Below are 19,469 nucleotides of genomic sequence, written 5' to 3' on the forward strand. Positions count from 1 at the left end.
GGACCGATGACGACTCCCGAGGAGTGGAGCGAAACGCAGAAGTCGACCACGGTCACGGTCGACGGACACGAACTGGAAGTCGCCTACCACGAGTCCGGCCGCGACAACGGCGGGCCGCCGGTGGTGTTCCTCCACGGCATCCCCACGTGGTCGTTCCTCTGGCGCGACGTCGTCGGGGCGGTGAACGACGAGCGGCACGTGATCGCGCCCGACCTCCTCGGCTACGGGAACTCCGAGATGCGGGACGGGTTCGACCGCTCGATCCGCGCCCAGGAGGTGATGCTCAGCGCGCTCCTCGCGGGGCTCGACGCCGAGACGGTCGCCCTCGTCGGCCACGACATCGGCGGCGGGATCGCGCTGCGGTACGCGTCGCACGAACCGGACGTCGTGACCGACCTCGTGCTCTCGAACGCGGTCTGTTACGACTCCTGGCCCGTCGAGTTTGTTGCCGGCCTCGGCGTCCCCGGCACCGTCGAGTCGTGGAACGACGCGGAGCTCGAAGGCAAGCTGGAGTTCGTCTTCGAGGACGGCCTGTACGGCGACGAGCCCCGCGAGGAGTTCGTCGAGGGGATGAAGGAGCCGTGGCGGTCGCCGGAGGGCCGCGTCTCGCTGTCGCGCAACGCTGTGGCGACGAACACGAACCAGACGCTCGAACTCGACTACGGCGCGATCGCGGCCGACACGCTGCTTCTGTGGGGCGCGGACGACGTCCTCCAGCCGATCTCGTACGCCGAGCGGCTGGCCGGGGGCGTCGCCGGAGACGCCGAGCTCGTCGGCCTCGACGAGGCGTACCACTGGGTCGTCGAGGACCGCCCCGAGGCGTACCGCGAGCGCCTGCGGTCGTTCCTGGTCGGCGGCGCGGGGACCGCGGGGGGGAGCGCCCGATGAGCCACGGGCTCCTGCTCCCGGAGGGATCCCGCGAAGCCCCCGTCGACATCGCCGCGCGAGCCGAGGCGCTCGGCTACGACGGGCTCTGGCTCGGCGAGCTGTGGGGCGCGGACGCGTTCGTCCAGCTCGCGGCCGTCGCCGACCGCGTCGAGGAGGCGGCGCTCGGAACGGCCATCGTCAACGTCTACTCCCGCTCCCCGGCGACGCTCGCCGCCGCGGCCGCGACGCTCGATTCGGTCGCCGACGGTCCCGTCAGGCTCGGCCTCGGCGCGAGCACGCCGAAGGCGATCGAGGACCTGCACGGCTCCGAGTACGACCGGCCGGTGCGGCGGATCCACGAGGCGGCGGAGCTCGTCCGGGCCTTCACGGCCGGCGAGGGCCGCGTCGAGTACGACGGCGAGCTGTTCTCGGTCGCCGACTTCCCGGCGCTCGACGCCGACGTTCCGGTCTACGTCGCCGCGCTCGGCCCGGCGGCCCGCCGCATGACGGGGCGCGTCGCCGACGGCTGGATCCCGCACAACGTTCCGTTTCCGACCCTCGACGCGGCGTTCGAGACGGTCGCAGACGCCGCCCGGGAGGCCGGACGGGACCCCGGGGACGTCTCCGTCGCGCCCTACGTCCCGTCGGCGGTGAGCGACGACCCCGAGGAGGCCCGCGCGGCCGTCCGCGGCCACGTCGCCTACTACGTCGGCAGCGGCGAGGGGTACCGCCGCGCGGTCGCGGAGGCGTTCCCCGACGGGGCCGACCGCGTTGCGGAGGCGTGGCGGAGCGGCGACCGGGCGGCCGCCCGCGACGCCGTCACCGGCGAGATGGTCGACGCGCTGGGCGTCGCCGGGACGCCCGGGGAGGCCCGCGAACGGCTCCGGGAGATCGCCGCCCTCGACGCGGTCGACGAGCCGATCGTCGTCGTGCCGATGCAGGCGGGGGACCTGCGCGAGCGGACCGTGGAGGAACTCGCCCCCGAAAACCTCTAAGGGGAGACGGGTACCAGATGATTGACGCCCCTCCCGGACGATACTCCGGGCGATGAGCGACTCCAGCTACACCGGCGCGGACCTGTTCGTCGACGCCCTCGAACGGTACGGCGTCACGCACGTCTTCGGCAACCCGGGGACGACGGAGCTCCCGCTTTTGACCGCGCTCGCGGACGCCGACCTCGAATACGTCCTCGCCCTCCACGAGGACGTCGCCGTCGGGGCGGCGGCCGGGTACGCGAGCACCCGCCGGTACCACGCCCACGGCGACCCGGACGTGCTCCCGGTCGGCGTCGTCAACCTTCACATCGCCCCCGGCCTCGCCCACGGGCTCGGAAACCTCTACGGCGCGAGCGTCGCCGGCGCGCCGCTGGTCGTCACCGCGGGCAACCACAGCACGGATTTCCGCCACGAGGAGCCGATCCTCTCGGGCGACCTCGTTTCGATGGCCGAGCCGTTCTGCAAGTGGAGCGACGAGGTGCTCGACGTGCGCGCGCTGCCGACGATGCTCCGCCGCGCGTTCCGCGTCGCGCTCACGCCCCCCACGGGTCCCGTCTTCCTCTCGCTCCCGCTCGACGTGACGACGGCCGAGACCGACGCCGAGCCGGAACCCCTCGGCCCGATCCCGACCGCGGGACGGGGCGACTCCGAGCAGATCGACCGCGCGGCCGACCTGCTCGTCGAGGCGGACGACCCGGTGCTCGTCGTCGGCGACGGCGTCGCCAGATCCGGACGGGACGCCGTCGCCGCGGCCGTCGACCTGGCGGAGGCGGCGGGGCTGCGCGTCCACGGCGAGATCATGGCCTCGGAGGTGGACTTCCCGACGGACCACGACCAGTGGGTGTCGTACGTCCCGCCGGACGAGGATCTCGCCGCGACGATCATGGACGCCGACGCGCTGCTCTTCGCCGGCTGTTCGACGAACACGACGCTGACACGCCACGACGACCCGATCGTCCCCCCGGATGCGACCCGCATCCACGTCTCCGACGACGCGTGGGAGGTCGGGAAGAACCACCCCGCCGACGCCGCCGTCCTCGGGGATCCCGGCGCGGTGCTGGCCGACCTGGCGGGGCGCGTCGCCGACCGTCTGCCCGACGCCGAGCGCGAGCGGCGGCTCAAACGGGTGAAGTCGGCCAAGGAGGCCGCCGACGAGCGGCTGGCGGCGGTCGGAACCGGCGACGAGAACGACCCGCGCGCCTCGAAGGCGGAACTCGTCGACGCGATCCGGTCGGCCGCGCCCGACGCCTACGTCGTCGACGAGGGCGTCACCTCGCGCTTCGCGCTCGTGACCCGCTGGCCGATGGAGGCGGAGGGGCTCATCTCGAACAAGGGCGGCGGCCTCGGGTACGGCCTCCCGGCGTCGGTCGGCGCGGCCATCGCCGAGGGGCAGCGCGACGATCCGCGCGACGTGATCGGGTTCGTCGGCGACGGCTCGTACCTATACTACCCGCACGCCCTCTACACGGCGGCGCGGTACGACGCCGATCTCACCGTCGTGATTCCGGACAACCGGAACTACCGCATCCTCAAGGACAACACGCTCTCGCTCCTCGGCGGCGACGAGGACGACTACGAGTTCGTCGGGATGGACTTCGAGCCGCCCGTCGACGTTCCGGCGAACGCGGAGAGCCACGGCGCGCGGGGCCGGCTGATCGAATCGCCCGAGGAGATCGAGGGGGCGGTCCGCGAGGCGCTGTCGCGCCCGGGGCCGGACGTGCTCGACGTGCTCGTCCACGACTGAGCGGGCGTCGCGGCGGGTCGTAGCGGGTCGCGACGGGTCGTCGCGACCCGCCCGTGACGCCGTCGCCGACGGGGCGGGCGACGCGCCGGGCGTCGCCGGGACGCCCCGCCTCAGGGATCCAGCGCGTACAGGTAGCCGACGCCGGTACCGACGTACGCCCCGTTCGCCGTCGTCGCCACCGCACCCACCGAATCGTTCGGCTCGAACCGCCAGCGCTCGCTCCCGTCGGCGCCGAAGGCGACGACCGAGTTCGACCGGCGCCGGACGACGATCGGGACGTCGCCGGCGGCGTACAGCTCGGGTCGCCCGGGTCCGATCGACGCCGACCACCGTTCGGTTCCGGTTTCGGCGTCGACGGCGAGCAGCGTTCCGCCGCCGAGGACGTACGCGCTCCGCTCGGTCGCGACGACGTCCCCGCCGTTCGCGGGGGCGCTCCGCCGCCACCGAACCGTTCCGTCGCTCGGGGCGAGCGAGAGGAGCGTTCCGCGGTCCGTCACCGCGAGGAGCCGACCCCCGGCGAGCGCGCGGTCGGCGACGCTCGCGCCGCCGCCCGGCGCGTGACGCCACCGCTCGTCGCCCGTCTCGCGGTCGAACGCGACGAGGTCGCCCGGCCGGACGACGAGCAGGTCGTCGACGACCAGCGGTTCGACCCCGAAGTACTCCGAGGTGTCCTGCTTCGCCCACAGCGCCTCGCCGGACCGCTCTCTGAGCGCGTACAGCCCGCCGGATGTGCCGGCGTACAGCGCGCCGTCGGCCACCGTCCCGTCGACGGCGTCCCCGAGCGGCCACCGCCAGCGGACGTTTCCGCCCGCCGAGATCACCCCGTACACTTCCTCGTCGGTGCTCTCGTCGTCGTCGGTCCCCCCGACGAACAGCGTCTCGTCCGTCGTCCCGAGCAGCGTCAGCCGCGGGCCCGCCTGCGGGAACGACTCCGCCCAGCGCCCCCGCCCGCCGCGGCGTTCGACGGCGAAGACGCGCGGGGCCCCGTCGCCGTTCACGCTCGCGCTCGCGTTCGCGTTCGACCGCGGGCTCGAATCCGCGCTCGAGTTCGCGCTCCCGTCCCCGTCGCCGTACCCGACGAGAAACACCGCGTCACGGGAGACGACCGGCGACGACGCGGGGGGGAGTTCCGGATCGAACGTCCACCGTCGGGTCCCCTTCTGCTCGTCGAGCGCGCTGAGGCGCCGGACGCCGGGACCGACATCCGGCGCCGCTTCCCCCGCGCCCCCCGCAACGTACACCGTCCCGTCGACCGCCGTCGGGGCGTGGGCGACGCGACCGCCGGCGTCGGCGACCCACCGGAGCCGTTCGTGGCTCGCCGGGTCGGGCTTTCCCGGGTCGGGTCGGGGATCCGGTTCGGCGGTCTCGTTCGGCGTCCGCGTCGGGTCGTCGGGGGGCGACGACCGGGTCGGGGAGGGCTCGGGGTCGTCCTCCTCGGCGCAGCCGGCGAGCGCGGCGACGGCGAACGCGCTGCCGAGGCGGCCGAGGACGGTCCTGCGGGAGGGGCCGGTCATGCGAACCCATCTCTCCGTCGCCGTAATGGTTTTTGTGGATACCCGACCGGTCAGCGGTCGCCGCGGGTGCGCTCCCCGCGGACGCGGCCGCCGCCGACCGTCTCGGGGAAGATCTTCCCCGGGTTCAGCGTGTCCGTCGGGTCGAGCGCCCGCTTCACCGCCCGCATCGCCCCGACGGTCGCCTCGCCGTGCTCCGCGACGAGGTACTCGCGCTTGCCCAGGCCGATCCCGTGTTCGCCGGTCGCGGTCCCGCCGAGGTCGATCGCCCGGCGGACGACCGCCGCGTACGCCTCCTCGCCGCGGGCGACGTGCTCCGGGTCGTCGGGGTCGACGAGCACGCTGTAGTGGACGTTGCCGTCGCCGGCGTGACCGAAACACGGCACGACGAGATCGCGCTCGGCCGCGAGTTCCTTCGCGTACCGGACGACGTCGGCGTACCGGCTGATCGGGACGGTCACGTCGCCCGGGTGGAGCGGTTCGAGGTTTGGATCCCACGAGTCGACCGCGTAGGCGAGGTCCTTGCGCGCCTGCCAGAGATCGTCCATCTCCGCCTCGTCGCGTCCCACGTCGAACCGCTCGACGCCGTGGCTCTCGAAGATCGCCCGGCAGAACGCCACCTCCTCGTCGACGCCGTGATCGGCGTGGAATTCGAGGAAGACCGTCGGGGCGTCGGGGAGGTCGGTCCCGCTGTAGGCGTTCGCCATCCGCGCCGTCGTCCGGTCGAGGAGTTCGATCGTGGCCACGTCGACGCCGGAGGTGACCGCGTCGGCGACGGCGGCCGCGGCGTCGTCGAGCGTCGGAAAGACCGCGCGGCCGGCGCGGACCTGCTCCGGCAGCCCAGCGAGCCGAAGCGTCGCGCGCGTCACCACGGCGAGCGTCCCCTCGCTGCCGATCAGGAGCTCTTTCAGGTTGTAGCCGCTGGAGGTCTTGACCGCCTTGCTCCCGGCGGTGATCACGGACCCGTCCGCGAGGACGGCCTCCAGCTGGAGCACCCAGTCGGCCACCTCCCCGTACTTCACGGTCTTCATCCCGCTCGCGTCCGTGGCGATCATCCCGCCGATCGTCGAGAAGTCGCCCGACGACGGCAGCGGCGGGAAGAACAGCCCGCAGCGGGCGACCGCCTCGTCCACCGCCGAGCCGACGACGCCGGGTTCCACGTCGACCTGGAGGTCCGCCGGCCGCGCGTCGAGGATCGCGTCCATCCGGGTGGTGTCGAGGCTGATCCCGCCGCGAACGGGAGTGGCGCTCCCCTCCAGCCCCGTCCCGGCGGCGTAGGGCGTCACCGGAACACCCCGGTCGGTCGCGGCCGCGAGCACCGCCGACACGTCCGCCGTCGATTCGGGCCAGACGACGGCGTCCGGCCGGACCCGCCGGTCGGCCGGCGTGCCCCAGTCCCCGGCGCGGCTCTCCCGGTGGGAGTCGCCCGTCGAAACGTCGCCCGCGAGGTCGAGGTCGCGGAGGAACGACACGTCGTGCGCCATGTGCTAGTGCGTGGCGGACGGCGGTGATAATACCTCCCCCTACCGCCGGTACCGTCCCCTTTTTTACCGCCGGGCGTGGGAGATTGGCCCATGACCGACGCCGACGGTTCCGCCTCGCCCTTCGATCTCGACGGCAGCGACGCCGCCTCGCCCTCCGATCTCGACGGCAGCGACGCCGCCTCGCCCTCCGATCTCGACGGCGACAGTGCCGGCTCTCTCTCTCCGTTCGACTCCGACTTCGAGTTCGAGCACGTCCCCGAGACGGACCAGTCGTTCGAGAACGCGCTCGAGAAGGCCAGGGCCGGCGAGCGACTCACGGTGGCGGACGGCGTCGAGCTCCTGACGACCGGCACCGACGTCGAGGGCGTCGACCCCGTCCGGAAGGAGCAGGTGCTTGAGGCCGCCGACCGCCGCCGCGCCGAGGTCGTCGGCGAGGAGGTGACGTTCGTGGCCAACCTCAACAACAACGTCACCACCGCCTGCAACACCGGCTGTCTGTTCTGCAACTTCAAGGACACCGCCCACCAGTTCGAGGCGGGCTACGAGGGCGAACACGGCGGGTTCACCAAGACGCCCGAGGAGTCCCGCGCCGTCGTCGAGGACGCGCTGGAGATGGGGATCTACGAGGTGTGTTCGGTCTCCGGGCTCCACCCCGCCTTCGCGCTGAACGACGAGCACCACGAGATCCTGCGCGCGAAATCGGACGAGCGGGACCTGAACTACAGGCCGCCCGAGGCGTACGAGACGGATCCGGGGACCTACGTCGAGCAGATGCGGGCGATGTCGGTCGGCGGCGTCCACCTCCACTCGATGACGCCCGAGGAGGCGTACCACGCCCGCCGGGGGACCGACTGGACCTACGAGGAGGTGTACCGCGAGCTGAAGGCGGCCGGCCTCGACAGCGCACCCGGGACAGCCGCCGAGATCCTCGTCGACGAGGTCCGGGACGTGATCTGCCCCGGCAAGATTGACACGCGGGGCTGGCTCGACGCGATGGAGGGAGCGATGGCCGCCGGCCTCGACGTGACGGCGACGATCATGTACGGCCACGTGGAGAACAAGATGCACCGCGTCATGCACCTGAAGGCGATCCGCGACCTCCAGGACCGAACCGGCGGCATCACGGAGTTCGTCCCGCTGTCGTTCGTCCACGAGAACACGCCGCTGTACGAGCGCGGCGTCGTCTCCGGCGGCGCGACCGACGACGAGGACGAGCTTCTGGTCGCCGTCTCGCGGCTCTTTCTCGACAACGTCGACAACGTCCAGTCCTCGTGGGTAAAGTACGGGAACGCGAAGGCGCTGAAGCTGCTCAACTGCGGCGCGAACGACTTCATGGGGACGATCCTCTCGGAGGAGATCACGAAGCGCGCGGGCGGACGGTACGGCGAGTTCCGGTCGTTCGACGACTACGTGGACATGATCTCCGCCATCGGCCGCCCGCCGGCCGAACGCTCGACGGACTACCGGACGAAGCGGCGGATCGACCTCGACGGCGGCCCGTACGGCCCGACGCTCGGCCCGCGGGCGGACGGGACGCCGATGCTCGACTCGCGTCGCGGGGCCGACGGGTCGGAGACGGCGCACGCCGACGACTGACGCGAGGCGGCCTCGTCTCGCTAGCCGACGTTCCGCCGTCGAGAGTGCGCACGATTCATGTGTCCGGAGGACGGAGGGTCGGGGACGGTATCTCTATTCGGAGGTGAACGAACGTGATGGCACCGACGCACGTCGCGGTAGGGTTGCTGCTGGCCGCCCCGGTCGCGGCGCACAAACCGGAGTTGGCGCCGCTCGCGGCCGCGGTGGCGGGGAGCGTCTTCCCCGACCTCGACCTGCTGGTCGGCCGGCACCGCAAGTCGCTGCACTTCCCCGTCTACTCGTGGCTTCTCGCGCTTCCGGCCGTCGCCGCCGCGGCCGCCCTTCGGACGCCGTGGTCCGTCTCGCTGGGGCTCTTTCTCCTCGCCGCCGCGCTCCATCCCGCTGTCGACCTCCTCGGCGGCAGTTCGGAGCCCGCCCCGTGGGAGTACGCGACCGATCGCGGGGTGTACCTCCACCTCGGGGGGCGGTGGCTCGCGCCGAAGCGGTGGGTGCGGTACGACGGCGCTCCCGAGGATCTCGCGCTCGCCGTCTGCTGTACCGTCCCCGCGCTCGTCGTCTTCGACGGCCCGGCGCGCGCCGTCGCGCTCGGGAGCCTCGCGGTCGGCGTCGGCTACGCCGCGGCCAGAAAGCGGATCCCGCAGCTGTCGGGGCGGTTTCCCGGAGCGGTTCTGTGGATCGCCGGGCTGTTTCTGAGTCGACTCCGGCGGTAGCTCGGCGGGCCGTCGAGTCGAAACGACTCGGCCCAGGGGCGTGTCGACCCCGCCGCTCAGTGGTCGCTCTCGTGCGGGTTCAGCGGCGTTCCGTACTGTTCGGCGAACTCGGCGTACTCGATGAACCGCGGGGCGTCGGGGTCGAACGGCCGCTTCAGCGACTTGAACGCCTTCTTTTTGTCCCAGCTCTGGAGGCCGCCGATGGCGCTCCGGTCTTCGAGGTCGTGGTAGTCGAGGTCGGGGGCGGTGAGCTCCCAGGCCTTCAGCCCCTTTTCGGTCCGGACGATGACGCTCGAGTACTCGTCGCTGCTGCCGACGGACCCGACGGTGATGTCGGAGCAGTAGCCGGTGAAGTCGGCGCACTCGTCGCAGCCCTTCAGGGCGGCCCCGTGGAAGTTCCGGACGTCCTCGGCGAGCAGTTTTTCGCCATCGCGGCCGTACACCCGCATCTCTCCGTCGAGCACGTCGAGCTTGCCGATCTCCTCCGGGAGGATGCCGCGCTTTTCCGCCAGCTGCTCGCCGATGAGCCGGTAGTAGTTGAAGTTCTTCGTGCACATCAGCGCGATCGTGTACTCGATGGCGCGGACGCCGGCCTCCTGGGAGCCGTACTCCCAGTCGAAGTCCCGCAGGGCGCGGATCCCCTCGATCTCGCAGGGCGTCCCGACGACCGCGAGGCTGAGCTCCTCGACCGGTACGTCGGGGAGCTTGTGTGCCCACCGGTCCAGATCGAGGTCTCCCAGCGCCATCGTCTGGTTGTAGAAGCTCCCGGCGCTCTCGACGAGCTCCTCCGGCGTCGTCGCCAGGAAGCTCTCGGCCTTCCAGGGCTCCTCGTCCGACTCGGTCGCGACGAGCGCGCCGTCGATCTCGCCGGCGTCGAGCAGGTGACAGAGGACGCTCGTGACGACCCCGCCGTCCTGGGCGTTCTCGCGCCACTCCTCGGTGACCTTCGCCGAGAACTCCGTGATGGGGTCGCCCGCCCCGGTCACGTTGTCCTCGCCGCCGGTGATCTTCCACTGCCGCTCGTACCGGAGCCCGCCGCGGGGGCAGAAGTCCCAGCAGAGCGAGCAGCCGGTGCACATCTTCACGAGCTCCGGGAGGCCGTCGTCGCCGACGGCGATCGAGTCCGACGGGCAGGCGGCGACGCACGTCCCGCACTGGATGCACCGGTCCGCGTCGATGACGGCGGCGTCGAGCTCCATGAACCAGGTCTTGTCGTCCGGCGTCTCGATGTCGTTCATCTCCCGGCGGATGCCGTACCCCGGCGTGTCGAGGTCGACGCCCTTGGGGGGGCCGACGCGCTCGGTAGGATCTCCCTCCTCCACGTCCTGGCTCGCCCCCTCGGCCGGCGGGGTGAACGTGATCGGCCCGAGGCTCCCGTCGCGGACGTTGACCGCGCCGCCGCTGCCGTCGGCTGCGACCGGTCGGTCGCCGCCTCCGCCTTCCGCGCCGCAGGTGCAGCCAGCCCCGCAGCGACCTTCGTCCTCGTCCACGTCCCCGTCACGGTCGCCGAACGCCGGAACGCCGGGGAGCGGCCCGTCGCGGTCAGTCATCGGCGGCGACACCCCCCGAGACGGGAGCGTCCGCCCGCCGCATGATCTCGCGCAGGCGGTCGTTGTCGACGCGCCGGCACCACTCGTAGAACCGCTCGCCCTCCTCCCGTTCGTCGGCGTAGGCCGCGAAGAGCCGTTCGAGCGCCGGAATGACGGCCTCGGCCGGCACCGCGGCTTCCACCCAGTCGAGGAACCGGTTGTCCGAGCCGAGGCTGCCGCCGAGCCCGAAGTCCATCCCCTCGACGATGGCGTCGCCCTCCGCGTTCGTGCTCCGGGCGTCCTCGGGCAGCTTCACCGTCTCGCCTCTGAACCCGATGTCAGCGATCTGCGGCTGGGCGCAGGAGGCCGAACAGCCGCTCATGTGCATCCGCACGACCTCGATCTCGTCGGGCACGTCGATGCGGCGGTCGAGTTCCTCGGCCCAGCGCTTGACGCGCCGCTTCGTCTCGATGATTCCGTAGTTGCAGAACTCGCTCCCCGTACAGCCGACGGCGCCGCGCGTGAACGGCCCCGGATCGGGGCTGTACTCGCGGGCGAACGGCTCGTCGAGGAGGGCGTCGACGTTCTCCGCGGGGACGTGCGTCACGAGGAAGTTCTGATCCGTGGCGAGGCGGATCGTGGAGTCGTCGGTGCCGTACTCCCTCGCGGCGCGGGCGGCCGCGGCGAACTCGTCGCCGCCCATGCGACCGGCGACGACGTTGAAGCCGACGTACCGGAGCCCCTCCTCGCGCTGGTCGTGCACGCCGACGTGGTCGCCGGTGTACCCCGTGGTCAGGTCCTCGCCGGCGCTCGGGAGATCGACCGAGCAGCGGTCCCGGACCGCACGCTCGAACGCCTCGGGTCCCATCTGCTGGACGAGGTAACGCATCCGGCAGACGCCGCGGTTGTGGCGGTCACCCAGCTCCTTGAACGTCTGGGCGACGGCGCGGCAGAACTCCACGGCGTCCTCCGGCGGGACGAAGGCGTCGAGCGTCGAGGCCATCCGCGGCCCGTCGGAGAGGCCGCCGCCGACCCGCGCGTGAAAGCCGTAGTAGGGCTCGCCGTCCACGACCTTCCGCGCCGGGACCAGCCCGACGTCGTTGATCTGCGACTGGGCGCAGTCGCGCCGGCACCCCGTGATCGTCAGCTTGAACTTCCGGGGGAGGTTCGCGTACTCGCGGTTGCCGGTGAAGTAGTCCGAGACGGCGTCGACGACGGGCTGGGCGTCGAACGCCTCGTGGTCGTCGAGGCCGGCGGCGGGGCAGCCGAGGACGTTCCGCGCGCCGTCGCCGCAGCCCTGGATCGTCGTGAGGCCGACCTCGTCGTAGCGGTCCCAGATCTCGGGCACGTCCTCGATCTCGATCCAGTGCATCTGGACGTCCTGCCGCGTGGTGATGTCGAGGAAGGCGTCGCCCCACGTCGGGTTCTGTTCCTCGCCGCCGAACTCCTCGGGGGCCGTCGCGTACTCGTCGGCCACCTCGCCGATCACCTCGGCCTGATCCGGGGTGAGCCGGCCGCCGGGCACCTTCGTCCGCAGCATGAAGTACCCGCGGTGCGTCCCGTGGGCGTACATCCCGGCCCACTTCAGCCGCTCCCACTCGCCGTCGCCCGCACGGGCCTCGATCTCGTCGAAGGTCAGCCCCTCGGCGGCGTACTCGTACACGTCCTCGACGACGTCCAGCGGGTGTTTCTCCCGCTTCCACCGCTCGACCTTGTTCATCGGGGCCACCTCCGCCGGCGACGGGCTCGGGGCGACGGTGTCGCTCCGCTGTTCGCGTGAACTACCCCGTGGTGAACGTGCATTCGGGAGAACTCGTTTCTGCCGTTATTCACGCGAACCCCCCCGTGGAGAGCGTGAGTTCGAGAGAGCCCGCTCTCTCGTCGTTCACGTGAACCACCCGCGGCGGCGAGCGCGAAGTCGGACGCGCGCGACGCTGCCGTCGGTCGTCCGAACGATCCCCGCCCTGTCGTGTCCTTCGGTAACGATCATCGTGAGTCGGAGTACCGTTATTCACGGACGACGATGTACGTCGTCGTTAGAGCGACTTCTGCCAGTTCTCCGCGACGGGAGCAGCGGTTTCCGGCGTTCGCGACGCGCGTATCGGCCCGAGGAATCGAACGCACCGGTCGAGTCTGGCGACTACGCTGCGTTCCCGCCGCCGAGAGGCGCACCCGATACCGGCAATTTATTCCGAGTCACCGGGCCGACGGCGGCCGAGGACGGCGCGGTACCGGTCGCCCGCCTCGTCGTCCGCCGCGAGCGCCCGCAGGATCCGCTCCGACAGCCACGTTCGATCCGCATCGCCGACGGCGTCGGACGAGCGACCGCCGTCAGCGCCGGCGGAACCGTCCGCGTCGACGGGACTGGTTGCATCGGTGGACCCGTCCGCGTCGGATCGGCGGTCGCCCTCGGCGACGTCGGATCGCCCCTCCCCGCCGAAGCCGGCGGGGAGATAGCGGTCGTACACGGGCAGCCGCTCGTACAGCGGGACGCCGGCCTCGTCGGCGACGTCCCGCAGTTCCCGCAGCGCGGGCCACTCGTATTCCGGGTTGATGTAGTCGTCCGTCACGGGCGAGACGCCGCCGAGGTCGTCGACGCCGCAGTCGAGAAGCTCCCGTGCCGGCGAGAGGTTCGGCGGCACCTGCACGGAGACCTCCCCCGGGAGGCACGCCCGGGCCATCGCCACGACCCGTCGCATCGCCTCGACGGGAGGTCGCTCGAAGTCGGAGCGCTCGTTCGGGACCACGTTCTGGACGATCACCTCCTGGACGTGGCCGTGCCGCTCGTGGAGCTCGCGGATCGCGAGCAGGCTCTCGGCGCGGTCGCGCCAGGTCTCGCCGATGCCCACCAGGATCCCCGTGGTGAAGGGGACGCCCGCGCGGCCGGCCGCCCGGATCGTGTTGAGCCGCTGACCGGGCGTCTTCCGACGGATACCCGAGTGGGCCTGCACGTCCGCGGTCGTCTCCAGCATCACGCCCATGCTGGCGTTCACCTCCGAGAGGCGCTCGAACTCGGGTTCCGTCAGGTCGCCGGGGTTGCTGTGCGGCAGCAGCCCCTCGTCGAGCGCCAGCTCGCACATCTCGTAGAGGTAGTCGACGATGGAGTCGTGGCCCCAGGCGTCGAGTCGCTCGTGAATCTCCTCGTACCGGGCGTCGGGCTTGTCGCCGAAGGTGAAGAGCGCCTCCGTGCAGCCGGCGTCCGCGCCCGTCCGCAGCGTCTCGCGCGCCCCCTCCGGCGACATGAGCGTCGCCTGGCCCGGGACGTCGTAGTAGGTGCAGTACGTGCAGGTGTACCGGCAGGCGGTGGTCAGCGGGAGGAAGACGTTCCGCGAGAAGGTGAGCGCCGGCGCGGGGTCGACGTCGTCGGGCGTCACCGACAGCAGGCGCTCGACCTCGCGCTCGTCGATCCGGACGTCGATGTCGTACTCGTCCGCCCCCGGGAACATGGGCACAGTTCGCCCCCGGAGCGACAAAAACGTAGTACTTCCGTCGGAACGTTTCGCGCGGGTCGAAAACTCGTTACCGCTGACATCGGTCGAAACGTCCGGATTCCGTACATTTTAACCGACGAAAGGGGGCGAAATTTGAACGAATTTGGGTGAGAATCCGGAAAACCTACTTCCGACGTTTGCACGTCGTTCCGATCGTGCCCACGCGGCACGGTGAAAGCATGACCGACGACACCCCCCTCGACGACGCGCGGCCCGACAGCATCGAAAACGTACCCCGGACGGCGCGGAGCCACCTGACCTCCCGGCGCGGCTTTCTCGCCGGCGCGGCGGCGATCGGCGGCGGATCGCTCGTCGCGTCGACCGGCGGATTCGCGGGCGTCGCGACCGCTGACGGCCACGGCGGGGACGGCTCCGACGACGGCGGGAGCGGCTCCGACGACGGGACGTCCGACGTCGACATCCTGAACTACGCGCTGACGCTCGAACACCTCGAAGCGGCCTTCTACGAGATGGGGCTGTCCGACTTCTCGGACGACGAGTTCGCGTCCGCCGAGCTCGTCTGCGGTCGGTTCAGCGAGGAGACGCGCCGGGAGCTCCCCGAGTACCTGCGGGTCGCCGGCGAGCACGAGGCGGTCCACGTCGAGCAGCTGACCGCGGTGATCGAGGAGCTCGGCGGCGAGCCCGTCGGGGCGGCCGAGTACGACTTCGGCTACGAGACCCCCAGCGAGTTCCTCGAAATCGCGTCGGCGCTCGAAAACACCGGCGTCGCCGCGTACGCGGGGGCCGCGCCGATGATCCAGAACGACGAGATCCTCTCCGCGGCGCTGTCGATCCACAGCGTCGAGGCGCGACACGCCGGGACGGCGAACTTCTTCATCGGCGAGCTGCCGTTCCCCGACGCGTTCGACGAGCCGAAGGGGATGGACGAGGTCCTGGAGATCGCCGGACAGTTCATCGTCTCGGAGTAGGTTCCGTTCGCTCCCCTCCCCTCGACCCTGCCCCGCCTCGGCCCTCGACGCCCGGAACGATACCCTTTTTTCGAACCGCCGGCCAGCCGGTCCGACGGTCGTCGGCCGACGGCCGACCGCTCGAACGGACGACGATCGCGCTACGGTACCCGCCGGACCCCGACCCGGCCCTCGCGCACGTCGAGTTCGAACCCGGCGTCTTCGAGCCAGTCGCGCGCCGCGCCGTCGCCGTGGACGAGAAGCTCCGCGAGGTCCTCCGGCTCGTCGACGTCCGTCGAGAGGCGCATCGAGTCAACCTCCCGGACGGTCGCGCCGATCTCGCGGGCGATCCGGCGGTGGTCGAGGTACGACGCGCCGTGGTAGTCGACGCGGAACGCGGGGTGCCGCACGACGAGCGCGTTCGTCCCGCCGCCGCGGCCGGACGCGATGACCACGTCGCCCGGCGTCGAACAGAGGCGCTCGACGCTTTCGGGGGTTGCGAGCGCGAGGTCGCTCATCAGGACGGCCGCGGGGCCCTCGGCGGCCGCGAGCGCCGCGTTCACCGCCTCCGAGAGCGGCCGCTCGTCGACCGCGACGGGCGCGACGGCCGCGTCGACCGCCACCGGCGCGGTCGCGAGCACCTCCGGATCGTGGCCCGCGCCGACCGCCGCGGCGAGCACGTCCCGCAGCATGGCCTCCGCGAACGCGGTCCGCTCGTCGGCCGAGAGGACGCCCGCGAGGCGCGTCTTCGGCCGCTCGGCCGCGAACGGGACGACGATTCGCATACCGGCGCTACGAGGGCAACGGGGAAAAGCGGTGAGGAGTCGGCGTCGTCACCCGAGTTTGTCGTACCCGTCCCGCCGGGAGCGCCACCAGAACGCGCCGCCGACGAGGGCCGCGAGCCCGAAGAGCCCGCCCGCGCCGTACACGAGCAGCCGCCTCGTCTCGCTGGACTGTTTCGCCTCGTTCGCCGCCGACTCGGCCTCGCTTGCGAGGTTCGACGCGTGGTCGAAGTTGTTCCCGCTCTCGTAGGCGTCGATCGCGTTTCTGAGCGCGCTCTCGGCCTCGCTCGTGTCGGCGTCGGCCGCTTCGATCGCGGCCCGCGCGGCGTCGATCGCCGCGCGCGCGCTCCGGCTGTCGTCGGTGTAGTGGTGCGCGCGCCACGCGCCGATCTCGTTGCTCGACCCGCCGTCGCGCGTCTGGGTCAGCCGCATCAACAGGAACGACTGTTCCGGCTCGTAGCTGTAGTTCGCCACCTCGGGGACGGTGCCGGTCACCTTCACGCGGACCTCGCTCACGTCCGTGTCCGCGCTGATCGACGCGCCGGTGAAGTTCGCGCCGTCGATCGACTGCTGACCGGTCTTCGAGCCGGTCTGGTCGTAGTACGTCAGCGTCCAGGTCACGTCGGTCAGGTTCGTCTCGCCCGCGAGCTCCCACGCTTCGAGATCGGGGTTCCGGTACAGCTCGGACAGCGTCACCGTCGCGCTGACCTTCTCGCCGACCTTCCCCTCCTCGGGGACGCTCCGCTCGTCGACCGACACCGCGGCCGCGGGGGTCGCGAGCGCAGACACGAGCAGGAGGCCCGCGAGGAGCAGGCTAGAACAGCGACTCCAGTTCGTCTTCGTCATCGTTGATGAGGTTGTCGAGGTTCGTCTCGCTCTCCCGCCTGATCTCGTCGATGTTGTCCTGCGCCTCGATGGCGACCTGCTGGAGCTCCTTGATCCGCGGGACGTTCGTGACGCCGGACAGCAGGATGACGCTCGCGACGAAGCCGCTGCCGGAGACCGGGTAGTCGCCGCCGCGGACCTCCATGCTGCCCGTCTGCTCTTCGAGCCACTTGCGGCCGCGCTCGATGCCCTTCCGGTTCAGATGCTGCGGCGGGCCGGCCATGACCAGCAGGGCTCGCTCCGTCCCGTCGATCTCGCAGGGGAGCGTCAGCCGCCCCAGCGCAGCCTTCCGGACGAGGCTCGTGATCCGATTCGTCGTGTGGGCGGTGTCGAGGCCGTCGTCGTCGTCCGAGCCGCCGGTCAGACGCGAGAGCAGTCCCCCGGACTTCTTCTCTTCGACCCGCTCGGAGGCGTACCCGACGGTCGAGACGCCGCCGCCGCTGAGCGTGTTGATGATCTCGCTGGAGTCGACGACGCTTTCTGCGACCTCCTGGCCGTCCGTGACCTTGCCCGCGCCGAAGAGGATGCCGAACCGCTTTACGATCTCCTCGTTGATCTCGTCGTACCCACCCTGAACGGATTCGCCGGTCTTCCGCCAGGCGTCGTTGTCGAACACGAGGAGGTTGTCCACCTCCCGGACGAACGTCTGGAACGACCGCGCGGCGTTGAGCGTGTAGATGCCGCCCTCGTCGCCGCCCGGGAGGATGCCCAGCCCGTACACCGGCTCGGTGTAGATGCGCTTGAGGTGCTTTGCGAGCACTGGCGCGCCGCCGCTGCCGGAGCCGCCGCCGAGTCCCGCGACGACGAGGAACGCGTCGATCTCGTGGACCGGTATCGCGTCGATCGCGCCCTGCACCTCGTCTATGTCCTCCTCCGCGACCTCCGCGCCGAGTTCGTTGTCCGCGCCGACGCCGTGGCCCTTGACGCGCGACTGCCCGATGAGCACGCGCTGGTCGGTCGGGATGTTTTCGAGGCCCATCAGGTCGGCCTTCGCGGTGTTGACCGCGACCGCCGCCCTGACGATGTCGCTCCCCGTCCGCCGGTCGTACGCGACGAACGTATCGACTATCTTATCCCCCGCCTGACCGAATCCGATCATTGCCAGTTTCATTGTTCCATTCCCCTCACCATTGCGTGAAACCCATGGCGAAAACAAATATAAGTTTTGTGATGACAGCGAACCGTACTTTCCCGATCGCGGACCGAAGAACCGAGAGACGGCGCGGTGAGAGCGGAAACGGTTTATATATCTTACCGCCCGATTTCCGCCGGGAACTACTGATGCTTATATGGCATGATCGAAAACCCTCCTGTGACAGATCACCGTTCGATAGCCCGGAACGGGGGGATTATTTCTCACCGAGATACTCTCGCAACGTTTTCATCTCCCGCTCGCTCACCCCGAACGTATCAACGTCGTTGTGGTTCGTCGTGTTGTCGAACTTGAGTGACCGGTACTGGTCCGACCCCATCGGCGATCCGGGGACGCGATCGGCGACGGTCAACCCGATCCCAGCGAGGCTCATCGGGACCGGAACGACGTTCACGGACCGCCCCTCGGCCTCGTGGATCTGCCGGGCGACCTCCGCGAGCGTCAACCTCTCCGGCCCGCCGATCTCGTACACTTGGCCGACGTGCCGGTCGTCCTCCAGCGCGTCCGCCAGGATCGGCGCGAGGTCGCCGATCCAGATCGGCTGAAAGCGGGTTTTGCCGCCGCCCGGAAGCGGGGTGACGTACGGCGGGGCGAGCTTTCTCGTGAAGGGAACGAACTCGCCGCCGTCGCCGAAGACCACCGACGGACGGAAGACGATCCAGTCGAGCGCCGACTCCTTCACGACCTTCTCGGCCTGCCCTTTCGCCTTGATGTACGCCGTCGGCCCGTTGGGATCTGCGCCGAGCGCGCTCATCTGGAAGAACGTCCGGACCGCGTTCTCCTCCGCCGCCCGGACCGCGTTCTCGGTCCCGCCGAGGTGCACGTCGAAGTGCGTCCGGTCGCCCCCTTTCGGCTTGAAAAGCGGCGACAGCGAGACGAGGTTGACGACCGCGTCCTGCCCCTCGAAGGCGCCCGCGATGGAGCCGTAGTCCGTCACGTCGCCCGACACCGTTTCGACCCCCTCCGGCACGCCGTCCTCGTTCGGGTGGCGCGAGAGCACCGTCACGTCGTGGCCGTGCGCGAGAAGCTCCTCACAGAGCGCCGTGCCGATGAACCCGCTCCCGCCGACGACAAGGACTTTCATGCGATATATTTCTCGTCGAAACGACATAAAACTAGGCGAGCCGGCCGTTTCGTGGCGTTCTCCGACGGCGGTTTGCGGGCGGCCCGATGGACGAACGCTTAAGCGACGCCGCCGACTTCCCCCGGTATGCTCATCACGCTGGAGGGGCTCGACGGCAGCGGGAAGACCACGGCGTGGGAGGCGCTTCGGGACGCCTACCCCGACGCCGTCTTCACCCGCGAGCCCACCGACTCGTGGTACGGGGAGGCCGTCTACCGCTCCATCGGCGACGACGACGCCGATCCGCTCGCCGAGCTGTTCCTCTACACGGCCGACCACGCCGACCACCTCTCGCGGGTGATCCGCCCCGCGCTCGCCGAGGGGAAACTCGTCGTCTCCGACCGGTACTCCGACTCGCGCTACGCCTACCAGGCCGCAACGCTCTCCGGGACGGATCTGGTCCGCCCCCTCGAATACATCCGCGGCATCCACGAGGCGTTCTCGCGCGCCCCGGACGCGACGATCTACCTCGACGTCGACCCCGAAACCGCGGCGGCGCGCAGCGGCGCGTCGAACAAGTTCGAGCAGGCGGGCTACCTCGCCGAGGTGCGGGCGAACTACGAGCGGCTCATCGACCTCGAACCGGAGCGGTTCGTGCGCGTCGACGCGGCGCGACCGCCGGAGGACGTGCTGGAGGCGGTCGAGCGGACGGTCGAGCGACTCCTCGACGAGCGGTAGTCGGCCGGTCCCA

General features: G+C 70.9%; 16 protein-coding genes. 7 read left to right on the top strand and 9 right to left on the bottom strand.

Translation table 11 applies throughout. The features are described from left to right. The first annotated feature begins 6 nt into the window (after positions 1 to 6). From CNO20_RS01845 to CNO20_RS01855, 3 genes are read left to right on the top strand one after another with little or no spacing between them, the layout of a single operon-like run. Entirely contained in the window at positions 7 to 888 is an 882-nt protein-coding gene (locus CNO20_RS01845; protein ID WP_101294322.1) for an alpha/beta fold hydrolase, read from the top strand. Then, positions 885 to 1,862, top strand: a complete 978-nt coding sequence (locus tag CNO20_RS01850) for an LLM class flavin-dependent oxidoreductase (RefSeq protein ID WP_101294323.1) — start codon at positions 885 to 887, stop codon at positions 1,860 to 1,862. Before CNO20_RS01845 ends, CNO20_RS01850 begins: the two co-directional genes overlap by 4 nt. 52 nt (positions 1,863 to 1,914) lie before the next feature. After that, positions 1,915 to 3,606 (top strand): thiamine pyrophosphate-binding protein, encoded by a 1,692-nt coding sequence (locus CNO20_RS01855; RefSeq protein WP_101294324.1) that lies wholly within the window; start codon positions 1,915 to 1,917, stop codon positions 3,604 to 3,606. 110 nt (positions 3,607 to 3,716) lie between these two features. On the opposite strand, the gene CNO20_RS01860 is transcribed toward CNO20_RS01855, so the two are convergent. Beyond that, the gene (locus tag CNO20_RS01860; RefSeq protein WP_101294325.1) at positions 3,717 to 5,120 is read right to left on the bottom strand and encodes a PQQ-binding-like beta-propeller repeat protein; all 1,404 of its coding nucleotides are present in this window, start codon (positions 5,118 to 5,120) and stop codon (positions 3,717 to 3,719) included. A 50-nt stretch (positions 5,121 to 5,170) separates the two neighbouring features. Next, complete coding sequence (locus CNO20_RS01865; RefSeq protein ID WP_101294326.1) at positions 5,171 to 6,601, bottom strand: FAD-binding oxidoreductase; 1,431 nt, start codon at positions 6,599 to 6,601, stop codon at positions 5,171 to 5,173. A 90-nt stretch (positions 6,602 to 6,691) separates the two neighbouring features. Here CNO20_RS01865 and cofH point away from each other — a divergent pair, with 90 nt between their 5' ends. Then, the gene (gene cofH / locus CNO20_RS01870) at positions 6,692 to 8,197 is read left to right on the top strand and encodes a 7,8-didemethyl-8-hydroxy-5-deazariboflavin synthase subunit CofH (protein ID WP_101294327.1); all 1,506 of its coding nucleotides are present in this window, start codon (positions 6,692 to 6,694) and stop codon (positions 8,195 to 8,197) included. Positions 8,198 to 8,313: 116 nt separating this feature from the next. Beyond that, positions 8,314 to 8,907: a hypothetical protein gene (locus tag CNO20_RS01875; protein WP_101294328.1), complete on the top strand. Its 594-nt coding sequence runs from the start codon at positions 8,314 to 8,316 to the stop codon at positions 8,905 to 8,907. A 56-nt stretch (positions 8,908 to 8,963) separates the two neighbouring features. Here the strand turns inward: CNO20_RS01875 and CNO20_RS01880 are convergent, their stop codons facing one another. From CNO20_RS01880 to cofG, 3 genes are all read right to left on the bottom strand, one after another. Further along, positions 8,964 to 10,457, bottom strand: coding sequence for a Coenzyme F420 hydrogenase/dehydrogenase, beta subunit C-terminal domain (locus tag CNO20_RS01880; RefSeq protein WP_101294994.1), 1,494 nt, complete (start codon positions 10,455 to 10,457; stop codon positions 8,964 to 8,966). After that, the gene (locus CNO20_RS01885) at positions 10,450 to 12,156 is read right to left on the bottom strand and encodes a nitrite/sulfite reductase (RefSeq protein ID WP_101294995.1); all 1,707 of its coding nucleotides are present in this window, start codon (positions 12,154 to 12,156) and stop codon (positions 10,450 to 10,452) included. Before CNO20_RS01885 ends, CNO20_RS01880 begins: the two co-directional genes overlap by 8 nt. A gap of 466 nt (positions 12,157 to 12,622) precedes the next feature. Next, complete coding sequence (gene cofG, locus CNO20_RS01890) at positions 12,623 to 13,882, bottom strand: 7,8-didemethyl-8-hydroxy-5-deazariboflavin synthase subunit CofG (RefSeq protein WP_101294329.1); 1,260 nt, start codon at positions 13,880 to 13,882, stop codon at positions 12,623 to 12,625. A 224-nt stretch (positions 13,883 to 14,106) separates the two neighbouring features. Between cofG and CNO20_RS01895 the strand changes: the two genes are divergently transcribed. Then, on the top strand, positions 14,107 to 14,856 hold the full coding sequence (locus CNO20_RS01895; protein WP_101294330.1) for a ferritin-like domain-containing protein: 750 nt from the start codon (positions 14,107 to 14,109) through the stop codon (positions 14,854 to 14,856). Between the two features lie 140 nt (positions 14,857 to 14,996). Here the strand turns inward: CNO20_RS01895 and cofC are convergent, their stop codons facing one another. The 4 genes from cofC to CNO20_RS01915 all read right to left on the bottom strand — a co-directional run bounded on the left by cofC (position 14,997) and on the right by CNO20_RS01915 (position 18,739). Continuing rightward, entirely contained in the window at positions 14,997 to 15,620 is a 624-nt protein-coding gene (cofC, locus tag CNO20_RS01900; protein WP_101294331.1) for a 2-phospho-L-lactate guanylyltransferase, read from the bottom strand. 48 nt (positions 15,621 to 15,668) lie between these two features. Then, positions 15,669 to 16,463, bottom strand: a complete 795-nt coding sequence (locus tag CNO20_RS01905) for a hypothetical protein (RefSeq protein WP_101294332.1) — start codon at positions 16,461 to 16,463, stop codon at positions 15,669 to 15,671. Then, positions 16,432 to 17,613, bottom strand: coding sequence for a tubulin/FtsZ family protein (locus tag CNO20_RS01910; protein WP_199174697.1), 1,182 nt, complete (start codon positions 17,611 to 17,613; stop codon positions 16,432 to 16,434). The genes CNO20_RS01905 and CNO20_RS01910 overlap by 32 nt, the downstream gene beginning before the upstream one ends. 238 nt (positions 17,614 to 17,851) lie before the next feature. After that, positions 17,852 to 18,739 carry a complex I NDUFA9 subunit family protein gene (locus CNO20_RS01915; protein ID WP_101294333.1) on the bottom strand — a complete coding sequence of 296 codons (888 nt, stop codon included), beginning with the start codon at positions 18,737 to 18,739 and terminating at the stop codon, positions 17,852 to 17,854. Positions 18,740 to 18,865: 126 nt separating this feature from the next. On the opposite strand from CNO20_RS01915, the gene tmk reads away from it, so the two are divergent. Then, the gene (gene tmk / locus CNO20_RS01920) at positions 18,866 to 19,456 is read left to right on the top strand and encodes a dTMP kinase (protein ID WP_101294334.1); all 591 of its coding nucleotides are present in this window, start codon (positions 18,866 to 18,868) and stop codon (positions 19,454 to 19,456) included. Positions 19,457 to 19,469: the final 13 nt, after the last annotated feature.

It is taken from the genome of Halegenticoccus soli, from assembly GCF_002844195.1.
Classification (GTDB): domain Archaea; phylum Halobacteriota; class Halobacteria; order Halobacteriales; family Haloferacaceae; genus Halegenticoccus; species Halegenticoccus soli.

Excerpts from the sequence above, each read along its gene's own strand:
- CNO20_RS01845 (WP_101294322.1), top strand. The coding sequence starts at position 7 with ATGACGACTCCCGAGGAGTGGAGCGAAACGCAGAAGTCGACCACGGTC.
- CNO20_RS01850 (WP_101294323.1), top strand. The coding sequence starts at position 885 with ATGAGCCACGGGCTCCTGCTCCCGGAGGGATCCCGCGAAGCCCCCGTC.
- CNO20_RS01855 (WP_101294324.1), top strand. The coding sequence starts at position 1,915 with ATGAGCGACTCCAGCTACACCGGCGCGGACCTGTTCGTCGACGCCCTC.
- CNO20_RS01860 (WP_101294325.1), bottom strand. The coding sequence starts at position 5,120 with ATGACCGGCCCCTCCCGCAGGACCGTCCTCGGCCGCCTCGGCAGCGCG.
- CNO20_RS01865 (WP_101294326.1), bottom strand. The coding sequence starts at position 6,601 with ATGGCGCACGACGTGTCGTTCCTCCGCGACCTCGACCTCGCGGGCGAC.
- cofH (WP_101294327.1), top strand. The coding sequence starts at position 6,692 with ATGACCGACGCCGACGGTTCCGCCTCGCCCTTCGATCTCGACGGCAGC.
- CNO20_RS01875 (WP_101294328.1), top strand. The coding sequence starts at position 8,314 with ATGGCACCGACGCACGTCGCGGTAGGGTTGCTGCTGGCCGCCCCGGTC.
- CNO20_RS01880 (WP_101294994.1), bottom strand. The coding sequence starts at position 10,457 with ATGACTGACCGCGACGGGCCGCTCCCCGGCGTTCCGGCGTTCGGCGAC.
- CNO20_RS01885 (WP_101294995.1), bottom strand. The coding sequence starts at position 12,156 with ATGAACAAGGTCGAGCGGTGGAAGCGGGAGAAACACCCGCTGGACGTC.
- cofG (WP_101294329.1), bottom strand. The coding sequence starts at position 13,882 with ATGTTCCCGGGGGCGGACGAGTACGACATCGACGTCCGGATCGACGAG.
- CNO20_RS01895 (WP_101294330.1), top strand. The coding sequence starts at position 14,107 with ATGACCGACGACACCCCCCTCGACGACGCGCGGCCCGACAGCATCGAA.
- cofC (WP_101294331.1), bottom strand. The coding sequence starts at position 15,620 with ATGCGAATCGTCGTCCCGTTCGCGGCCGAGCGGCCGAAGACGCGCCTC.
- CNO20_RS01905 (WP_101294332.1), bottom strand. The coding sequence starts at position 16,463 with ATGACGAAGACGAACTGGAGTCGCTGTTCTAGCCTGCTCCTCGCGGGC.
- CNO20_RS01910 (WP_199174697.1), bottom strand. The coding sequence starts at position 17,613 with ATGAAACTGGCAATGATCGGATTCGGTCAGGCGGGGGATAAGATAGTC.
- CNO20_RS01915 (WP_101294333.1), bottom strand. The coding sequence starts at position 18,739 with ATGAAAGTCCTTGTCGTCGGCGGGAGCGGGTTCATCGGCACGGCGCTC.
- tmk (WP_101294334.1), top strand. The coding sequence starts at position 18,866 with ATGCTCATCACGCTGGAGGGGCTCGACGGCAGCGGGAAGACCACGGCG.